This is a genomic window from Shewanella zhuhaiensis (genome assembly GCF_022484835.1).
Taxonomy (GTDB): domain Bacteria; phylum Pseudomonadota; class Gammaproteobacteria; order Enterobacterales; family Shewanellaceae; genus Shewanella; species Shewanella khirikhana.
Genome location: NZ_JAKUDL010000004.1, coordinates 1 through 16,135, shown reverse-complemented (window position 1 = coordinate 16,135; position 16,135 = coordinate 1). Strand labels below are relative to the sequence as shown.

14 protein-coding genes and 1 tRNA gene are annotated in these 16,135 nt (G+C 56.6%); 8 read left to right on the top strand and 7 right to left on the bottom strand.

Annotated features, from left to right (window positions below):
• The first annotated feature begins 38 nt into the window (after positions 1–38).
• On the top strand, positions 39–872 hold the full coding sequence (locus MJ923_RS11975) for a formate dehydrogenase accessory sulfurtransferase FdhD (RefSeq protein ID WP_240591297.1): 834 nt from the start codon (positions 39–41) through the stop codon (positions 870–872).
• Positions 873–880: 8 nt separating this feature from the next.
• On the top strand, positions 881–1,789 hold the full coding sequence (locus MJ923_RS11970) for a helix-turn-helix transcriptional regulator (protein WP_240591296.1): 909 nt from the start codon (positions 881–883) through the stop codon (positions 1,787–1,789).
• Between the two features lie 16 nt (positions 1,790–1,805).
• Here MJ923_RS11970 and rlmF read toward each other — a convergent pair whose 3' ends face one another.
• Together rlmF and MJ923_RS11960 are read right to left on the bottom strand one after the other, a co-directional pair.
• Entirely contained in the window at positions 1,806–2,729 is a 924-nt protein-coding gene (gene rlmF / locus MJ923_RS11965; RefSeq protein WP_240591295.1) for a 23S rRNA (adenine(1618)-N(6))-methyltransferase RlmF, read from the bottom strand.
• Between the two features lie 40 nt (positions 2,730–2,769).
• Positions 2,770–3,126, bottom strand: a complete 357-nt coding sequence (locus MJ923_RS11960; protein WP_418856630.1) for a flagellar basal body-associated protein FliL — start codon at positions 3,124–3,126, stop codon at positions 2,770–2,772.
• Between the two features lie 155 nt (positions 3,127–3,281).
• Between MJ923_RS11960 and MJ923_RS11955 the strand changes: the two genes are divergently transcribed.
• Positions 3,282–3,845, top strand: coding sequence for a chorismate--pyruvate lyase family protein (locus MJ923_RS11955; protein WP_240591294.1), 564 nt, complete (start codon positions 3,282–3,284; stop codon positions 3,843–3,845).
• Positions 3,846–3,860: 15 nt separating this feature from the next.
• Positions 3,861–4,397: a dihydrofolate reductase family protein gene (locus MJ923_RS11950; RefSeq protein ID WP_240591293.1), complete on the top strand. Its 537-nt coding sequence runs from the start codon at positions 3,861–3,863 to the stop codon at positions 4,395–4,397.
• Between the two features lie 98 nt (positions 4,398–4,495).
• Here MJ923_RS11950 and MJ923_RS11945 read toward each other — a convergent pair whose 3' ends face one another.
• From MJ923_RS11945 to MJ923_RS11935, 3 genes are all read right to left on the bottom strand, one after another.
• Positions 4,496–7,297 (bottom strand): immune inhibitor A domain-containing protein, encoded by a 2,802-nt coding sequence (locus tag MJ923_RS11945; RefSeq protein WP_240591292.1) that lies wholly within the window; start codon positions 7,295–7,297, stop codon positions 4,496–4,498.
• Positions 7,298–7,527: 230 nt separating this feature from the next.
• Positions 7,528–9,651 (bottom strand): MGH1-like glycoside hydrolase domain-containing protein, encoded by a 2,124-nt coding sequence (locus MJ923_RS11940; protein WP_240591291.1) that lies wholly within the window; start codon positions 9,649–9,651, stop codon positions 7,528–7,530.
• A 92-nt stretch (positions 9,652–9,743) separates the two neighbouring features.
• Complete coding sequence (locus tag MJ923_RS11935; RefSeq protein WP_126168824.1) at positions 9,744–10,340, bottom strand: YhgN family NAAT transporter; 597 nt, start codon at positions 10,338–10,340, stop codon at positions 9,744–9,746.
• Positions 10,341–10,533: 193 nt separating this feature from the next.
• On the opposite strand from MJ923_RS11935, the gene MJ923_RS11930 reads away from it, so the two are divergent.
• The 4 genes from MJ923_RS11930 to MJ923_RS11915 all read left to right on the top strand — a co-directional run bounded on the left by MJ923_RS11930 (position 10,534) and on the right by MJ923_RS11915 (position 14,260).
• Positions 10,534–12,069: a ZIP family metal transporter gene (locus MJ923_RS11930; protein ID WP_240591290.1), complete on the top strand. Its 1,536-nt coding sequence runs from the start codon at positions 10,534–10,536 to the stop codon at positions 12,067–12,069.
• Positions 12,070–12,153: 84 nt separating this feature from the next.
• Positions 12,154–12,918, top strand: a complete 765-nt coding sequence (locus MJ923_RS11925; RefSeq protein WP_240591289.1) for an NRDE family protein — start codon at positions 12,154–12,156, stop codon at positions 12,916–12,918.
• A 68-nt stretch (positions 12,919–12,986) separates the two neighbouring features.
• The gene (locus MJ923_RS11920; RefSeq protein WP_240591288.1) at positions 12,987–13,547 is read left to right on the top strand and encodes a lysophospholipid acyltransferase family protein; all 561 of its coding nucleotides are present in this window, start codon (positions 12,987–12,989) and stop codon (positions 13,545–13,547) included.
• An 89-nt stretch (positions 13,548–13,636) separates the two neighbouring features.
• Positions 13,637–14,260, top strand: a complete 624-nt coding sequence (locus MJ923_RS11915; protein WP_240591287.1) for a LysE family translocator — start codon at positions 13,637–13,639, stop codon at positions 14,258–14,260.
• On the opposite strand, the gene MJ923_RS11910 is transcribed toward MJ923_RS11915, so the two are convergent.
• On the bottom strand, positions 14,250–15,464 hold the full coding sequence (locus tag MJ923_RS11910; protein WP_420854483.1) for a mechanosensitive ion channel family protein: 1,215 nt from the start codon (positions 15,462–15,464) through the stop codon (positions 14,250–14,252). The two genes, MJ923_RS11915 and MJ923_RS11910, sit on opposite strands and share 11 nt — an antisense overlap.
• A 563-nt stretch (positions 15,465–16,027) precedes the next feature.
• Positions 16,028–16,105, bottom strand: a tRNA-Asp gene (locus MJ923_RS11905).
• Positions 16,106–16,135: the final 30 nt, after the last annotated feature.

The window sequence follows — 16,135 nt, the reverse complement described above, 5'->3', positions numbered from 1 at the left end:
TTGCTAAGACCTTGTCAGGTTCTCCAACGAGGTTTGCCATGACGGCCGAAAAACCCCACACCCGCTTTATCAAAACCGCTGCCGAAGCCCCATTGACCATAGGGGTGACCGCCGTGGATGAAACCGGCGCCGTGCTCGACAAGCAGATAGCCTGCGAGCGGCCGCTGACTTTGTATCTGAACTGGCGCCCGATAGTGACCCTGATGACGCTGGGTGCCCGCCCCGAAGCACTGGCGCTGGGGTACATGAAAAATCAGGGATTTATTAAAGACTTGAGCCTGCTCGAGTCGGTGATTGTTGACTGGGACGTAAACTCAGCGGCACTGATCACCAAAGAAGTCATTGAAGATCTGGACAAGAAGCTGTCTGAAAAAACCGTCACCACCGGCTGCGGCCAGGGCACGGTTTACGGCGATTTGATGGCCGGACTCGATGAGATCCAACTGCCGGTACCCGGCCTTAAACAGAGCACCCTTTACGGGCTGCTTCGTAATATCAACGACTATAACGAGACCTACAAAAACGCTGGCGCCGTGCACGGCTGCGGCCTGTGCGAAGGCGAAGAAATACTCTCCTTCGTCGAAGACGTGGGCCGCCACAATGCCGTGGATACCCTGGCGGGCGAGATGTGGCTTAAGGGCGAAACCGGCGGCGATAAGATTTTCTATACCACAGGCAGGCTCACTTCAGAGATGGTGATCAAGGTGGCCAAGATGGGCATTCCGGTGCTGCTGTCCCGCAGCGGCGTGACCCAAATGGGGCTGGAGCTGGCCCAGCAGCTGGGCATCACCATGATTGCCCGCGCCAAGGGCAGACACTTTTTGGTGTACAACGGCGCCGATAACATTCAATTCGATATGGCGAAGGGATAACAAGGACGATGACCGACGAAGCACAACTGGTGTACATGAGCGCCAAACAGGTGGCCGAGTATCTGGATCTCAATGAGAAGAAAGTTTACGCCATGGCCAACGACCGCATTCTTCCCGCCACCAAAGTGACGGGCAAGTGGTTGTTTCCAAAAGTGCTTATTGACCGCTGGGTCATGGATTCCTGCCACAGCGGCATGCTGACCGACCGCTTGATTATCAGCGGCAGTGACGACCCGCTGCTGTCGATGCTGGTTGCCAGGCTCATGGGAAAAATCGGCAGCCGCGAACTGGTGAGCTACAGCGCCACCGGCTCCCGCTTGGGGCTGGAGCTGCTGGCCAAGGGCTATGCCGATGTCTGCACCCTGCACTGGGGCAGTTTCGATGAGCGCAACATCCGCCACACCGGGCTGCTGAAGGGCTATCAAAACCACCAGCAATGGATTCTGGTACACGGCTACAAGCGCCAGCAGGGGCTGATTGTCCGCCCCGACCTGCACCACAGAGTGCAGCAGCAAAGCGAAATTATTGCCCAGCCGCTGCGCTGGGTCAGACGCCAGAATGGCGCCGGCAGTCAGCAACATCTGGAGCACTGGCTGGTGTCGCAGGGCAGCAGCATAACTGATTTGGATGTGCGCTTTACCGCCTTCAGCGAGCGCGAGCTGGCGGGCTATATCGCCAGAGGCGATGCGGATATTGGCTTTGGTTGTCAGGCGGTGGCCCGCGAGAGCGGCCTTGCCTTTGTGCCGCTGCTGACCGAGTCGTTTGACTTTGTGATGTCTCAGGGCATTTATTTCAGACGCCAGCTGCAGCAGCTGCTGGGCATGCTCGCCGCCCCGGATACCCGCCAGGTGGCAGCTATGCTGGGCGGTTACGACCTCAGTGGCGCCGGACAACTCTTGTGGTCACAGGGGCAATAGCCCCTGCTTTGAGTCTTCAGTTAAAACGCCAGGCCAGCACCCGGGTGATCTTCATCCCCTGGTGCATCTCCAGCACTTTCACTTCGGCGGCGCCCAATTTTTCCAGCTGTCGCTTGCAGGGGCGCACATTCTCCCCTTTGGACACCAAAGACGTAAACCAGAGGCACAACTGCGGCCGCCTGGCGCTCTCTTCAATCATCCGCAGCAGGAAGCGGCGCTCGCCGCCGTCACACCACAGCTCTGCGTCCTGACCACCGAAATTAAGCCGTGGCGCCCCGGCCTTTTCGGCGCTACCAGTCTGATTGCCACGGCTCTTGGCAAGCCCGGCCAACTTTTTGCGGCTGCCACCGGCAGCATCGTCAGCGCTGGCATGGAAAGGCGGATTACAGACGCAAGCGGCAAAGCACTCTTCATCCGTCACCACCCCGGCGAAAATGCGCTTGGGGTTGGTCTGATGTCGCAAACTCACCCGCGCGTTGAGCTGCGGATTGGCAGCAAGTACCCTGGCTACATTGGCCAGCGACGCCTTGGCGATGTCGGTAGCCACCACCTCGCGGCCAAAACGGCTCGCCGCCAACAGCGCATAAATGCCGTTGGCGCCGGTGCCTATATCCAGCACAGGCAAGCCTTCAGCCGCCGGGGTTTGTGTCAGCAAATCTTCGAGGTGATGCAGATAATCCACCCGTCCCGGTATCGGCGGACATAAAAAGCCCTTGGGAATATCCCAGCCCTGAATGCCGTAGTGGTGTTTGAGCAGCGCGCAGTTTAGCGCCTTCACCGCCTCAGGGCGGGCAAAGTCGATGGAGGGATTGCCATAAGCATTGGGGCGCACAAAGGCTTTCAGCGGCGGGAAGCTTGCCACCAGCGCGCCAAAGTCATAACCATCACGGTGGGCGTTATCGGGGTGAAGCCCCTTGCCTTGGGTTTGTTTGGGTTTCATGGGCAGGAAAAACGGCGCCCGATGGCGCCGTTTGCAGCAATCAGTCGTAAAGGTATCGGGTAAACAGCAAGTTAACTATCAATGCCTTACCCGTTTCGGCTTCAATCAGGCGATTGACGGCATCGTAGCATTCGCGGCGAATTTCTTCGCGGCCGGTGAGTGACTTCACCTTTTCTTCCGGCTGGTTGCCGAGGATCTCGATAATGGCGGCGCGCAGCAGCGGATCGTGGCGCTCAAGCTGAATAAGGTCGTCCGGATTTTTCACCATCAGCTCAACGCTGATCCGCACAAAGCCCAGCTTTTTGCGGTTGGAAATATAGTTGGTGACGATTTCAGGTTCGAAGCCGTAGTAGGCGTATTCTTCCAGCTTTTTCTCTTCTTCGCCCCACGCGGGCATGCCCAGTGACAGCACTACTAATGCCAGTGTCAGTATCTGTTTCATCAAAACCTGAACTCCTTGTGAACGGATATGCGTCCGGTCGCCAACTATCGACAGCCACATCAACATGATAGACTTGGGCCGTTGTACTTTTCTATTGTAGCGAGCAACCCATGAGTGTGACCAGTCTCAGTTTTCCTTACGGTGAATCCATCCGCTGGTTTGCCCCGGACGACCTTGAGGCCCTGCCCGCCACGCCCCTGACCGAATGGCTGTTGGCCACCGGTAGTCTGACCGCCAAACTCAAGTCCCATTGCCGCCATTTTGAAGTAAAAGTGCTGGGTGAAGCCCTGCTGCAAACCGCCCCGCACGAGAGCCAATTGCCTCATGCCTGGGTGCGCGAAGTCTTGCTTATCCTCGATGGCACCCCCTGGGTATTTGCCCGCACCCTGGTGCCCGAGTCGTTACTGGCGCGCTGCGGCGATGAGCTTACCGGCCTTGGCGACCGTCCATTGGGCGAACTGTTATTCTCAAGCAGCCACTTTACTCCGGGCCGCATCGAAGTGGCCGGTTTCCAATCCTGCGGCACCCTGGCGAGCCTTGCGGCCAGCCTGGGACAAAATGTCCAAGGTCGATTATGGGGCCGTCGGCGCTACTTTGGCTGCGAAGATGAAGAGCTGACCGTGAGCGAAATTTTCCTGCCCGCGGCAATGGACATCATCCTCAGCAACCAGTGATTACGGAGCGTGCAGATGGCCAATATCGTTTATATCGCAACCAGTCTCGACGGTTTTATTGCCGATAAACATGGCGGTCTGGATTGGCTGCACGCCGTACCCAATCCCGATGGGCTAGACTTTGGCTGGAGTGAATTTTTAGCAGGCATAGACGCCATAGTGATGGGACGCACCACCTTCGAGACCGTGTGCAGTTTCGATGTGGACTGGCCCTACCCGGTGCCGGTATTCGTGCTCAGTAACAGCCTGACTGAGATCCCGCCAAGCCACGCAGACAAAGCGCAACTCGTCAGCGGCGACCTGGCTTCGCTGGTCGCCATGCTCAATGGACGTGGTTTTCAGCAGCTTTACATTGACGGCGGCAAAACGGTACAGAGCTTTATGGCGGCCGATCTGATTGATGAGCTTATCATCACCCGCCTGCCGATTGTGCTTGGCGGCGGCGCGCCGCTGTTTGATGAATTGGCATCGGCGCAGAACTTTGAACATCTCAGTACCCAGGTGCTGCTGGATGCCATGGTGAAAAGCCACTACCGCCGTAAACGCGATTGAACCGAGCAGAGGCTGCAGGCACCAAGCACTTTACAATGCAGCAAATCAGCCCATAAAAAACGCCCCATAAAGGGGCGTTTTTTTGTTAAGGCTTAACTTCAGCGGCGACGTGCAACACCTGCAAAGCCCAGTGCCAGCAGCGCCAGCCAACCCAGGCTGCCACCACCGCCTCCGCCACTGCTGTTACCCTCGGTTGGGGTAACGGGCGCGGTCACACTCACGGTACGGCTTTGGCTCGCCGTGACGCCCTTGCCGTCGGTCACGGTCAGAGTCACAGTGTAACTGCCCGCTGCCGCGTAGGTGTGGCTTGGGGCGGCTGCCGTGCTGGTTTGGCCGTCACCAAAGCTCCAGCTGTAACTCAGGTTGCCGTCACCGCCGCTGCTGGCATTGGTGAAGGTCACGCTGAGCTGGCTTACGCTCTGGTTGAAACTGGCCACCAGCGGCGCCGTTACCGATACCTGCTGGGTGTCGCTGACACTGGCACCGGCACCGTCGGTAACGGTAAGAGTAACTGTGTAGTCACCGCTGCTGCCGTACGTGTAGCTGGGGTTAGCCACTGTAGAGGTGGCGTTGGCCACACCGAAGTTCCAGGCATAGGTGTAACTGCCATCGCCACCGGCAGCATTGCTGGTAAAGCTTGCAGTGGCATCACTGAATGACACACCAATGTCTGCCGTCAGAGCCGCAGGCTCAGTGGTGCTGCCATCGTGCTTCTTGATGCGCACACGGGCACTGCTGTTATCGCTCGCCAGCTCCAGCACTTCCATGGTCAAGCCCAGCTTGGGCAGCTTGATACCTGCCTGAGGCTTAAGCGGCGCGCTGTAATCCTGCGAGTCATCAAACAGGCTCACAGGGCTTAAGTGCTGATCCTGGGTGTAAGGCGTTTGCTGACGGGTGCTGAATGCCGCATCACGGATTTGCACGTCGGTGCCATAGTTACCAATCAGGTTCTGATCAGCATCCACCACCCCAATCAGGCCTTCACCCGGATGTTTGGTGGTGTTGTTATCCGTGAAATTGAAGTTCTCGAACCACACCACCACACCCGGGTCGTAGTTGTGGCTTGCCAACCCTTTGTCGATGCCGTTGTGGCTGCGCAGCTGGATTAGATACCGCTGCTCTTCGCCCGGACGGGTATCGTCGATACGGCTGAAGCCGGCCAGGGTCATCTTGCCATCGGTTTCGGCATCATCGCTGTACAGGGTAGCAGTACCCGACACCACACTGAGGTTGTCGATGGCGATACCATAGCCGCCTTCAAACTCATCGGTGCGATACACAATGCTGATTTGCTTGCTCATACCGGCATAGGCGCTCAGATCGTAGGTCAGCTCGACCCAGGCGCCGTTGGAGCTACCGGTAATCACATGGGTACCATGGGAGTAGTAACTGGTTGCCTGGGTGTTGTTGCCGGGAATGGGGGTACCATCCACCTGCACCTGCATATAGTCGTAGTCGTCTTCAATTTGCCAATGGGCGTACATCTTCAAGGTCAGAGATGCGGCCGCAGGCAAGTCGATGTTGAACGACATGGCGTTATTGAGGTTGTTGCCCTGACTGGAATAGTACTGATAATCACCGGCGTAAGGGGCCTTGAACGGCACATTGGCCAGCGGCACCTTCAGCGACAGCTGGTTTACGCCGTTGGCATTCACACCTTCAACCAAGGTGTATTCCATTCCCGAGGCATTGAGGCTATCGAAATCCACCTGCTGCTCATTCACCCACTTACCCTTGTAGGCTTTTTGCAGATAAGAGCGGGCATAGGGGCTGAAGCCCACGGGCTCAGAGCCTGCCACTGTGCCTGTCCAGCTGCCGCCGGACATTAATGACCAGCTGCCAACGGGAGAACCGTCGCCGCTGTTGTCATAGTCGTATTCGTCGGGCAGGCCAAGATCGTGGCCAAATTCGTGGGTACACACCCCGGCAGCCGCATCAATGGGCTGCACCGTGTAGCCATATGCGCGCAGGCTGGTGCCGGTAACGGCTTTACCGTACTTGCCCTGGGTATCGCTGCTAAGGAAGAAGCGATGTGACCAAATGGCATCATCGCCAAGTTTACCGCCACCGGCCTCTTCGCCAATGCTGGAGTGGAACAGCATGATGTGGTCGATAATGCCATCGGCTTCATCGAGATTGCCGTCACCATCCACATCGTAAGGATCTTCAATGTCGTAGCTGGCAAGCTCGGCCGCGCTCATACCGGCAACCGCCTTGGTAACGGCTTCGAGCACCAGTTCAGGCACGGCTTTATCGTTATCGTCGTTGGCCGGATCGTTGCCGCCGTAGTAAGCCGCGTTATTGTCGGCCCGCACCCAGTCACGCACAGCACCGGTGAAGAAGAAAGACTGACCGGATGCCTGCTGGAAGTATTGATAACCGGAGATCAGATTCTGATTCGAGGGGCCATTAAAGCCCGTGGTGGAAAACAGCAAATCCTGATAGTGGGCCACCGGATAACTGCTGTAATACATGTCGGTATCACCGGCAACCAGGCCGTTGTTATCGTGGGGCAAATCAGGAAAGTCCACCAGTACGCCCAAAACCTTAACGGTTTTGGTCACGTCGGCATCGGCTACTGCCTGCAGCGATGAACGTGCTTTTTGCCGCTGACGTGCCTGGGTTAACTGGCTCTGCTCGCGGATCTGCTGCTCGACAATTGCCGGCGTCTGGCTGCGGGCACGGCCGATAAAGGCTTCTACCGCTTCGGCCTTTTCGGCCTCGCTGGCATCTGCCGCTACTTCGCCGCGCTTGATAAGCCAGTAAAGTACCCGCTCTTTGTTGATAACCCCGCTGTCAGCCGGGGTGCCGGCCACCGGGGCCGCAAAGGTGTTGCCGGCAGTTAATGCCAGCAGGATCCCCAGCGCACTCAGCTTGGGGATATTGAATGTCTTGACCATCTAAACCTTCCTTCGAACCAATTTTCTGTGGTTGGTTCTTACTTACCGCTCGGGATTTCTGAGCATCACTCAAGTGTAGCCTGCGAGGAGAGCTGCGCTGTGCTTTCCGCGCTCCGGGCATCATCCAAAAGATGCAACAGCCCGGGAACAGAACATTAACAGCAGTCTTTTGCTGTCTCAATGCTGCAACAAGGGTATCTGCAAGGTGTTCAGGCCGGGTTCAGCAAATTTTACGGCTTGGGGCCGCTGAGCCAGCGCTGATGAATCAGCAGCAACACCGACGCCGACCAACTGAAGTTGGTGGCATGCAGTGGCTCGCCGGTCAGTGGGTGGTAGTTTTCGTGAATAGGCGCCGTGCCCATAATGCCGATGCCACGCTGATACAGCGCCTTCGAAAGCGCAATGGCTTTATCCCTTTCACCGTACTTGTCGAGGCCTTCGAGGGCAAAATACAGCTGATCCAGCCACACCGGGCCCCGCCAGTAATGTCTGGCATCGAAATGGGGGTTATCCTTGCTGACCGTTGGAAACGGAATATAGGTGCCGAAGCTGTCTTCGCCCAGCTGGGCGGCGATTTGCCGCTTGGCCTGCGCCTGACTGGCAACACCGGCCCACAGCGGGATCCAGCCCTCCACGCCTTTACCGGCCTGGATAAGAGGCTTACCTGACTCGCTGTCGATATCGTAGAAAAAGCCGCTGTCTTCATCCCACATCAGCTGACGAATTTGCTCGCCCAATACGCTTGCCTGATCGCGCCAGCTCTCGGCTTCTTCAGCCATTCCCAAACCATCGGCAAGCTTGGCCAAATAGTGTTTCTCGGCAAACAGATAGGCGTTGAGATCCACACTCTCCTGGCTCAGGGAATAGCCAAGCAAGTTGCCCTTTGCATCGCGGTTCTCAAGCACTTGCAGGCCAGATCGGTCATCAAAACGGGGAGCATTATCCATCCCCGACTCCCAGGCTGCCGCCTGCACAATCGCTTCGCGATCGGCCTTGCCGTCTTTCACATGGGCCGGATGCACATTGGCGCCATATTCCGCCAAGCCATTGCGGTTATGGTCGCGGTTGCGATACCACCACTGATGGTATGCCCGCAGTTTTGGGTACATACGCTTTACAAATTCTTTGTCATGAGCCTGATTGTTAATCTCCCAAACGGCCCAGGCCGACAAAGGTGGCTTTCCATTGCGCTCATTCCAGTTGCCACCATCGCCGCCTCTGTCGGGGCTGGGGTTATAAAAAATCGCATCGGGCAGACTACCTGCATCCTGTGGCCTGATGGGATCGTCGGCACCAAACTGGTAATCAAACATGGCTTCGACGTTGGACTTGGCAAGCCCGCTGTCAAACCGTGCCAACGCCACCGCCTGTTTCCAGCTGTCCCAGGCCCAAACGCCATTGAACCACTTGTACGAATAAGACGGCGTAATGGCATCGCGCTTGATGGCACCGGCGGCCGAACGCCAGTTATGCGCCAAGGTCATCAGCGCCTTGGCAGCTACGGCATCCAGTGCCTGGTCGCCTGCCGGAGTGAGCCGGGCAAAGCGCTGCTGCCAGCGCTGATGATTCGCTGCCAATTCAGCGTCTACCTGCCCCCAATCGAGCTGCCAGCCGGTGCGCTCTTTGTCGGTGTGAAAATACCTGTGGGCGGTGCGAAACTGCCTGGTTTCTCCGGGTGCCAGCGTAATGGATGTGGTCGCTGTGTACCCCTTGTTTGGGGTCAACTCAAGCTCAGGGTTGTCTTCAAATACCAACTGAAAACTGGCATCACTCAGCATAAGATTCCAGGTGTCACGCACACTCACCATGGGCCACTGCACCGAGCGGCTCCCCTCAACTGCGCCCAACACAGGTGCATGGGTCAGTGGCCCCACCTTGTGCACGGCAAAGGGCGCACCTTCACGCTTGAGCTGATATTGAATGCTTTTATCGGAGGTGTTGGTAATGCGTGTGCTGGCAATGGCGGTACGGCTATCAAGGTACTCAAGCGCCAGCGTCAGGCTGGCGACCGGCCACTGCAGCTGCTGAAACAGGCCCCAGGGCTCGCTGCGGGAACTGAAAGCGGCTGTTTCGGGCACCTGCGCCACGCCATCGGCGGCCACCGACCAGACTTCAATGGCATCGGCAAGATGAATGCTGTATTCCTCGGCGATAATCATAGGCCCGGGAAAGCGGCCACGGGCGCTGTCAGTCGCCTGATGGTAGCCGTGCCAGGCTCCAAGGTCGGTGTAGACCGCAGGCAAATACAGGTTACCGCGGTTGTCGCGACGCTCCGCCTCGCGGGGCACGCCTTCATAGGGCAGCAGATCGGTTGCGGGGAGGGCCAGAGCACAAAGCATGAGACAGGCAGACATGGGATTTTAGAATATGGATACAATATCCAGATATTCGCACCCGCTTGGAAGCTTGGCAAGCCAAACCGCCTGCCAAGCACAGAAGATGGCCGTTAACCCACTGATTTATTCAGATAGTTGGCTACGCCATCGAGGAACATCTGTACCGAAATCATCACCAGCACCATGCCCATTAAGCGCTCGACCGCCGTCAGGCCCTTTTCGCCAAGGATGCGGGTAAAGCCCTTATAAAACATCAAAATAAAGGCACTTACCGCCCAGGCAGACACCAGTGCAATCGTCCAATCCAGCATACGACTGCTGTCGGTGTGGGCCAGCAGGATCAATGCAGCCAGAATAGAAGGGCCAGCCATCAGCGGAATCGCCATCGGCACAATAAAGGGCTCTTCACCGGCGGGCAGACCTGTGACACCACCCGGGCTTGGGAAAATCATCTTGATGGCAATCAAAAACAGGATGATACCGCCAGCGATGCTCACCGATTCAGAGCGCAGATTCAGGAAGCTGAGGATAGCTTCGCCGGCAAACAGGAACATCAGCATGATGATCAGCGCGAACAGCAGCTCGCGGATCAACACCTTACGACGCTTCTTCGGGTCGATATGACGCAAAATGGACGCAAAAATGGGCAGGTTGCCCAGGGGGTCCATGATCAAAAACAACATCACTGCTGCTGACAGAATATCCATGGCGAATACTTATGGTGGCGAATCCAAAACTTTGAATATTGTACTGTGTTTCAGCGAAACTCACTTGGAAATTTAACATTTATGGCGAGTGCCACCCCCACTTAAGTCAGCAACAGTAAATTCCTGACAGGGCACTGCTCATTTAGCTCGCAACTGGTATACTACAGCGTTTTTCAAATCGCACCGGATCCTCATGTTTTATCTGCTTGCCAGCTGCATCGCCCTTCTTCTGGGCCCTCTGTGTTATCGCCTGATTGCCAACGGCAATGGGCTGCAGAAGGGGCTGGACGGCTTTATCTTCGTCTCGCTGGGCGGATTGGTGCTGATCCACATACTGCCCGAACTGCTGGCCCATGGCGGTTTGCTGTCGCTGCTGTTTGTGTTTTTGGGGCTTTGGGGCCCGACAGCCAGCGAAAAACTGTTCCATCGCTATTCCGATTTAACCCACAACCTCACCCTGATCCTGGGGATTGGCGGCCTGATGCTGCACACCATTACCGATGGTGGTGCCATGGTGCTGGCCACCCACGAAAGCGGCTCGGCGCTGCTGGCGCTTGGGGTTGTACTGCACCGACTGCCGGTGGGTCTGGCTATTTGGTGGCTGCTTAAACCACAAATCGGCGCCCGTTGGACCCTGCTTATTCTGCTGGGAATGATGCTGCTGACTGCCGTTGGCTTCTTCGGTGGCGAGCAAATCATTGAGCGTCTGAGCCTCGAAAATACCGTTTTCCTGCAAGCCTTTGTGACCGGCTCCATTCTGCACGTGGTGCTGCACCAGCCCCATGGCCAGCCCAATGCGGGCGATAACAGCCACGAATATCAGGCCGGGATCGGCAGCCTGTTGGGCATAGTGCTGCTGTTCGTGCTGCTGGCGGTGGCCGACAGTGGTCATGCCCACGAACACCATCACGGCAGCGAGCAACTGCTGCACTGGCTGATGCAATTAGCCCCTGCGCTGCTACTGGCTTATGCCGTGGCGGCGTTGCGCTTTAAGCTGGGCATACGCCCGGACACCGACAAACCCGCCCTCGCCTGGCTGCAACGGCTCGCTGGCCCCGAGGCTCTGGTGGTAACAGCCTGGATGCTTGGCCCTGTGTATGCACTGGCGCAGGCACTGGGACTCTTTTTGATTGGCACTCTGCTAACACAGGCGCGGATTGTGCCTGTGGATCCCCACGGCAAGCAGTCCGGAAATGCTTTTGGCTTTGGTTTCAGCCATTTGGTTGACCGCAGCGCTCCATGGGTACTGCTCAGTCTGGTGCTGGCCAATCTGATTGGTCATCCGTCGGTGCCTTTGTCCAACCCCTGGTTGCAACTGGCTGTGCTCTTGGTGGTGTTGCTGCCAATGCGCTTTTGTAATCTGGGCGGCACTGTACTGGCGATGTCGCTGGCCTACAGTGGCTGGTCTGCCCCGGCGGTACTGCTGGTGCTGCTGGCCGCACCATGGCTCAGCATTCGTCAGTTGACGGGAATGAGCATCAAGCTGCGAATAGCCGCCCTGGCACTGCTGGCGATCCTGCTGCTGGTTGGCGCTCAACTTGCCCCTGAAGCTGCAGCCCTGTGGCACCTGCCCCACGAGATTGAAATCGCCGCACTGACACTGGTATCGCTGCTGTTTGCCGCCAGTTTGCTGCGCCTGGGACCACGTAAGTTTCTGCGCAGGCTCTGGCATGGTCGCATGCCCAAGCCACATCATCACGATCACGGCCATCACGGACATCATCACTGATCCCACTCAGTCCTGAGATTTCAGACTGTTCAAAACGCCGGGCTATGGTTAGGCTGAGTACATCACCGACCAACCGGCGCTGCTATGTGCATTCTGTTTATGGCGATTGGGGTTAACCCCGACTATCCGCTTATCCTCTGTGCCAACAGAGACGAGTTTCACCACAGACCCACCGAACCCGCCCACTTTTGGCCACCAGAGCAAAACCTGCTGGCAGGCAAAGATTTACTGGCCGGTGGCACCTGGCTTGGACTGAATCGCAGCGGCAGTATCGCCGCACTCACCAATATCCGCAGCCCCGCCGATCACAGTGACAATCGCCGAAGCCGAGGTGAGCTTATCCCAAAATACCTGTCAGGCGATGACGCCTTTGTTCCATGGCTTGAGAAACAGGCGCCAAGTTATAACCCCTTTAACCTGGTGTTTGGGTCAGGTCAGACGTTTTACTGCTTTAACAGCCTGCAACGCAGTCTGGAGCAGCTCTCCCCCGGCTGTCACGCCATCAGCAACGGCGCCATGGATGATATCTGGCCCAAGATGGCCAAAGGGCAGCAAGCGCTGGAAGCCCTGGTCAGCGCCCCGGGAATGCCGGATGAAGCGCTGCTGCTGGAAATGATGCGGGATGAGTCCCGTCCTGAAGATACCCGCCTGCCACAAACCGGCGTGAGCCTCGAATGGGAACGGCGCCTGTCGTCTATTTACATCCGCCATAATGAATACGGCACCCGCTCGACCAGCCTGCTGCTGCAGGATACTCGGGGCCATATCAGCTTTACCGAAGTGCGTTACGACGGCAAAGGCCGAAATCTGGGAAGCCAGCGCTTTAAGCTGCAAACCGCATCACAGTAGAAACAGAGGCAACCCGGGAGGATTAAGGCTAGAATCCTCAAATAAACCAACAACAAAAATCGAGACTCATGTTTAAAGCATTATGTCGCCTGCTGATGAAACTCACCGGCTGGCGCTTTGAGGGCGACTTACCCGCCCTGCCCAGTTACATCATCACAGTCGCGCCCCACACCAGCAACTGGGACTTTATCGTGGGCGTGATGGCCCGTGGCGCCCTGGGCGAGCGCATCCGCTTTTTGGGCAAGCATCAGCTGTTTATTCCACCCTGGGGCTGGTTTTTCCGCGCCATTGGCGGCAGTCCGGTCGACCGACGCAAAAACAACAATCTGGTGGATGCAGTAAGCGCTCTGTTCGAAGAAGACCGCGAATTCAAGCTGGCATTGGCCCCCGAAGGCACCCGCAGCAATGTTAGCCGCTGGAAAACCGGCTTTTACCACATTGCCGTTAAGGCCAATGTGCCTATCGTCACCGTGGGACTGGACTTTGCCGAGCGCAAGATAGTGATAGCCGCCCCAAGGCCGACCACAGGCGATATGCAGGCCGATATGGATGGCATCATCGAGTTCTATCGTGGCATTCGTGGCCGCTTTCCCAAAGCAATTCCCGATTATGTGCCCAGCGAAAAATAAGCGCGGCCATACCAAATAGACAATTAGTCTTTGCCTGAGCAGGCCGAACTGGCTATAGTTCGGCCAATCCTGTTTTTGTATACAATCCCATGAGCCCCGACACCTTTTTACTCTATCTTGCCGCCATATTGCTGATCGCCATATCGCCGGGCCCCATGGCCATGTTGTCCATGTCCCATGGCATGCACTTTGGCAAAAAGCGCTCGCTGGCAACCGCACTGGGCAGTGTATTGGCCGCGCTGTGTCTGATGTTGGCATCGGCGGCAGGGCTGGGCGCACTGCTGGCCGCAACCGAATACGGCTTTACAGTGCTGAAATGGTGCGGCGCGGCTTATCTTTTGTATTTGGGTATAAAACTGCTGCTCACCAAAGCTCACCCAAGCGATATCAAGCTGGAAATGCCAAAAGGCAAGGGAACGGCTGTGGACTTGTTCAGACAGGCGTTTCTGGTGGGGATCAGCAATCCCAAAGACTTGCTGTTCTTTGCGGCCCTGTTTCCGCAGTTTATCGATATGAGTGCGCCGCAGGGACCTCAATTGGCCATTCTGGCTGGTACCTGGGCGGTGGTCGACTTCAGCTTTGTGATGATATATGCCAGTCTCGCCAGCATGCTGGCCCCCAAGCTCAGTGCCAGCAACCGCCTGCACTGGTTCGACAGAACCAGCGGCGGCGTCTTTGTCAGCCTGGCAGCCTTACTCGCTATTAAGAATTAGCGCGAATACTGCGGATATCCTGGCCAGTGGGGTTTTGGAACGCCCTCAAATCGAACTCCGGCAAGATGGCAAAGATATGGTCGAAAATATCGGCCTGAATACCTTCATACACCACCCAGCGGGTATCGTTGGTAAAGATATAAAGTTCGATGGGCAAGCCTTCGGTGGTGGGCGCAAGCTGGCGCACCATCAGGGTCATACCCTTGTGAATTTTATCGTGATGGCGCAAATACTCGGTTAAATAGGCCCTGAAAGTGCCCACGTTAGTCAGGCGCCGACCATTGACCATCACGTCCATATCGGCCACGTCCGCATTGGCTTCGGTCACTTCAGTTACCTTCTCAGGTAAATACTTCTTCAGCAGATTAATCCGCTCCAGCCGCGCCCTGTCGTCTTCCGTTAGAAAGCGAATGCTGTTGATATCGATGTTCAGCGCCCGCTTAATGCGACGGCCGCCAGACTCAGACATACCACGCCAGTTACGAAACGCATCTGACACCAGCGCATAAGCCGGGATCATGGTCAGGGTATTGTCCCAGTTGCGTACCTTCACCGTGGTCAGCGACACTTCTTCCACAGCACCATCGGCGCCGTATTTGTCCATCTGGATCCAATCGCCCTTGCTCACCATTCGGTTGGCTGCCAGCTGAATACCGGCGACAAAACCGAGAATAGTGTCCTTGAACACCAACATCACCAAACCGGTGGCCACACCCAAGCCGGAGAGGAAGATAACCGGAGACTGATCTGCCAGCACCGAGATACCTATGATGACACCCACAAAGAACAGGAACAGTTTTATCAGCTGAACCACGCTCTTGATTGGCAGCCGGCGGCTTATCTCGCGGGCATCAGCAATGTCGTTCACGGCATCGAGGGCCGAATAGAGGGCGCGGATAAGAAATACCACCAGAGCCACATTGATCAGCCGATCAGCAAGATTCGCCGCCAGCTTGTGTTCGGCCAGCACTATGGGCAGCAGCAGATCCAGCACCATCACAGGCACCAGCATGGAGAGCTTTTCCAGCACCTTGTGGTTCATAAACACATCGTCCCAGGTCACGCTGGAGCGCTGGATCACCAGATTCATGGCACGCACGACACCACGACGCACTATCAGATAGGCGATAACGGCGATGATAAGCGATGCGCCCAACAAGGCAATCATGGAAAGTCCTTCTGAATCCTCAGGGCGCAAGCCCATAGAGGTCAGCCAATTCACCAGTTCGAGTCTGTATTCCTGATCCACTGTCTTATCCCGACAAATCTCAATAAAGTCCGAGTGTAACATTCAAACCCGGCCAGACGGATGACGGAACGCAAAATCAGACAAACAGGGACACACGGCGGTGGGCTGCGGGAGTGTTCAGAGACTATGGAAAGAAATCAGAAACGAAGAGAGCTCGAATCCTTATTTGCAAGCGCTTGCAGAGGCTTTCGTCTTAAGTTGGTAGTCGAGCCCTAAAGTGCGCAGCACTTTATGGCGCGATAAATACAAAAAAGCCCCGTCATTTATGTCGGGCACGCCCAGTGGAGGCTTCATGTAAGTTGGCGGGCGAGTGTCGCGAAGCGATGTGCCCGCGAGCGAAAGGCATGGATGCCGAACTGGGCTGATAAGCAAGGACGGCGTTAGACGAGACTCAAACCCACGCCCCCGGGGTGACAGGCTGGCTTGCTCTAATAAAAAGCTAACCAACTGAATTACCGCTCATGTAATCCTGAACAAACAAAAAAGCCCCGTCATTTCTGACGAGGCTTCATGTAAATTGGCGGAGCGGACGGGACTCGAACCCGCGACCCCCCGGCGTGACAGGCCGGTATTCTAACCAACTGAACTACCGCTCCTTTGGGCTAAGCCCAAATTAGGCGTCTGGC

Bases quoted from the DNA above. Each gene is read 5' to 3' on its own strand.
- MJ923_RS11945 (WP_240591292.1), bottom strand. From the start codon at position 7,297: ATGGTCAAGACATTCAATATCCCCAAGCTGAGTGCGCTGGGGATCCTG.
- MJ923_RS11920 (WP_240591288.1), top strand. From the start codon at position 12,987: ATGTTTAAAGCATTATGTCGCCTGCTGATGAAACTCACCGGCTGGCGC.
- MJ923_RS11910 (WP_420854483.1), bottom strand. From the start codon at position 15,464: ATGGGCTTGCGCCCTGAGGATTCAGAAGGACTTTCCATGATTGCCTTG.
- MJ923_RS11975 (WP_240591297.1), top strand. From the start codon at position 39: ATGACGGCCGAAAAACCCCACACCCGCTTTATCAAAACCGCTGCCGAA.
- MJ923_RS11950 (WP_240591293.1), top strand. From the start codon at position 3,861: ATGGCCAATATCGTTTATATCGCAACCAGTCTCGACGGTTTTATTGCC.
- MJ923_RS11930 (WP_240591290.1), top strand. From the start codon at position 10,534: ATGTTTTATCTGCTTGCCAGCTGCATCGCCCTTCTTCTGGGCCCTCTG.
- MJ923_RS11935 (WP_126168824.1), bottom strand. From the start codon at position 10,340: ATGGATATTCTGTCAGCAGCAGTGATGTTGTTTTTGATCATGGACCCC.
- rlmF (WP_240591295.1), bottom strand. From the start codon at position 2,729: ATGAAACCCAAACAAACCCAAGGCAAGGGGCTTCACCCCGATAACGCC.
- MJ923_RS11940 (WP_240591291.1), bottom strand. From the start codon at position 9,651: ATGTCTGCCTGTCTCATGCTTTGTGCTCTGGCCCTCCCCGCAACCGAT.
- MJ923_RS11915 (WP_240591287.1), top strand. From the start codon at position 13,637: ATGAGCCCCGACACCTTTTTACTCTATCTTGCCGCCATATTGCTGATC.
- MJ923_RS11955 (WP_240591294.1), top strand. From the start codon at position 3,282: ATGAGTGTGACCAGTCTCAGTTTTCCTTACGGTGAATCCATCCGCTGG.
- MJ923_RS11970 (WP_240591296.1), top strand. From the start codon at position 881: ATGACCGACGAAGCACAACTGGTGTACATGAGCGCCAAACAGGTGGCC.
- MJ923_RS11925 (WP_240591289.1), top strand. From the start codon at position 12,154: ATGTGCATTCTGTTTATGGCGATTGGGGTTAACCCCGACTATCCGCTT.
- MJ923_RS11960 (WP_418856630.1), bottom strand. From the start codon at position 3,126: ATGCCCGCGTGGGGCGAAGAAGAGAAAAAGCTGGAAGAATACGCCTAC.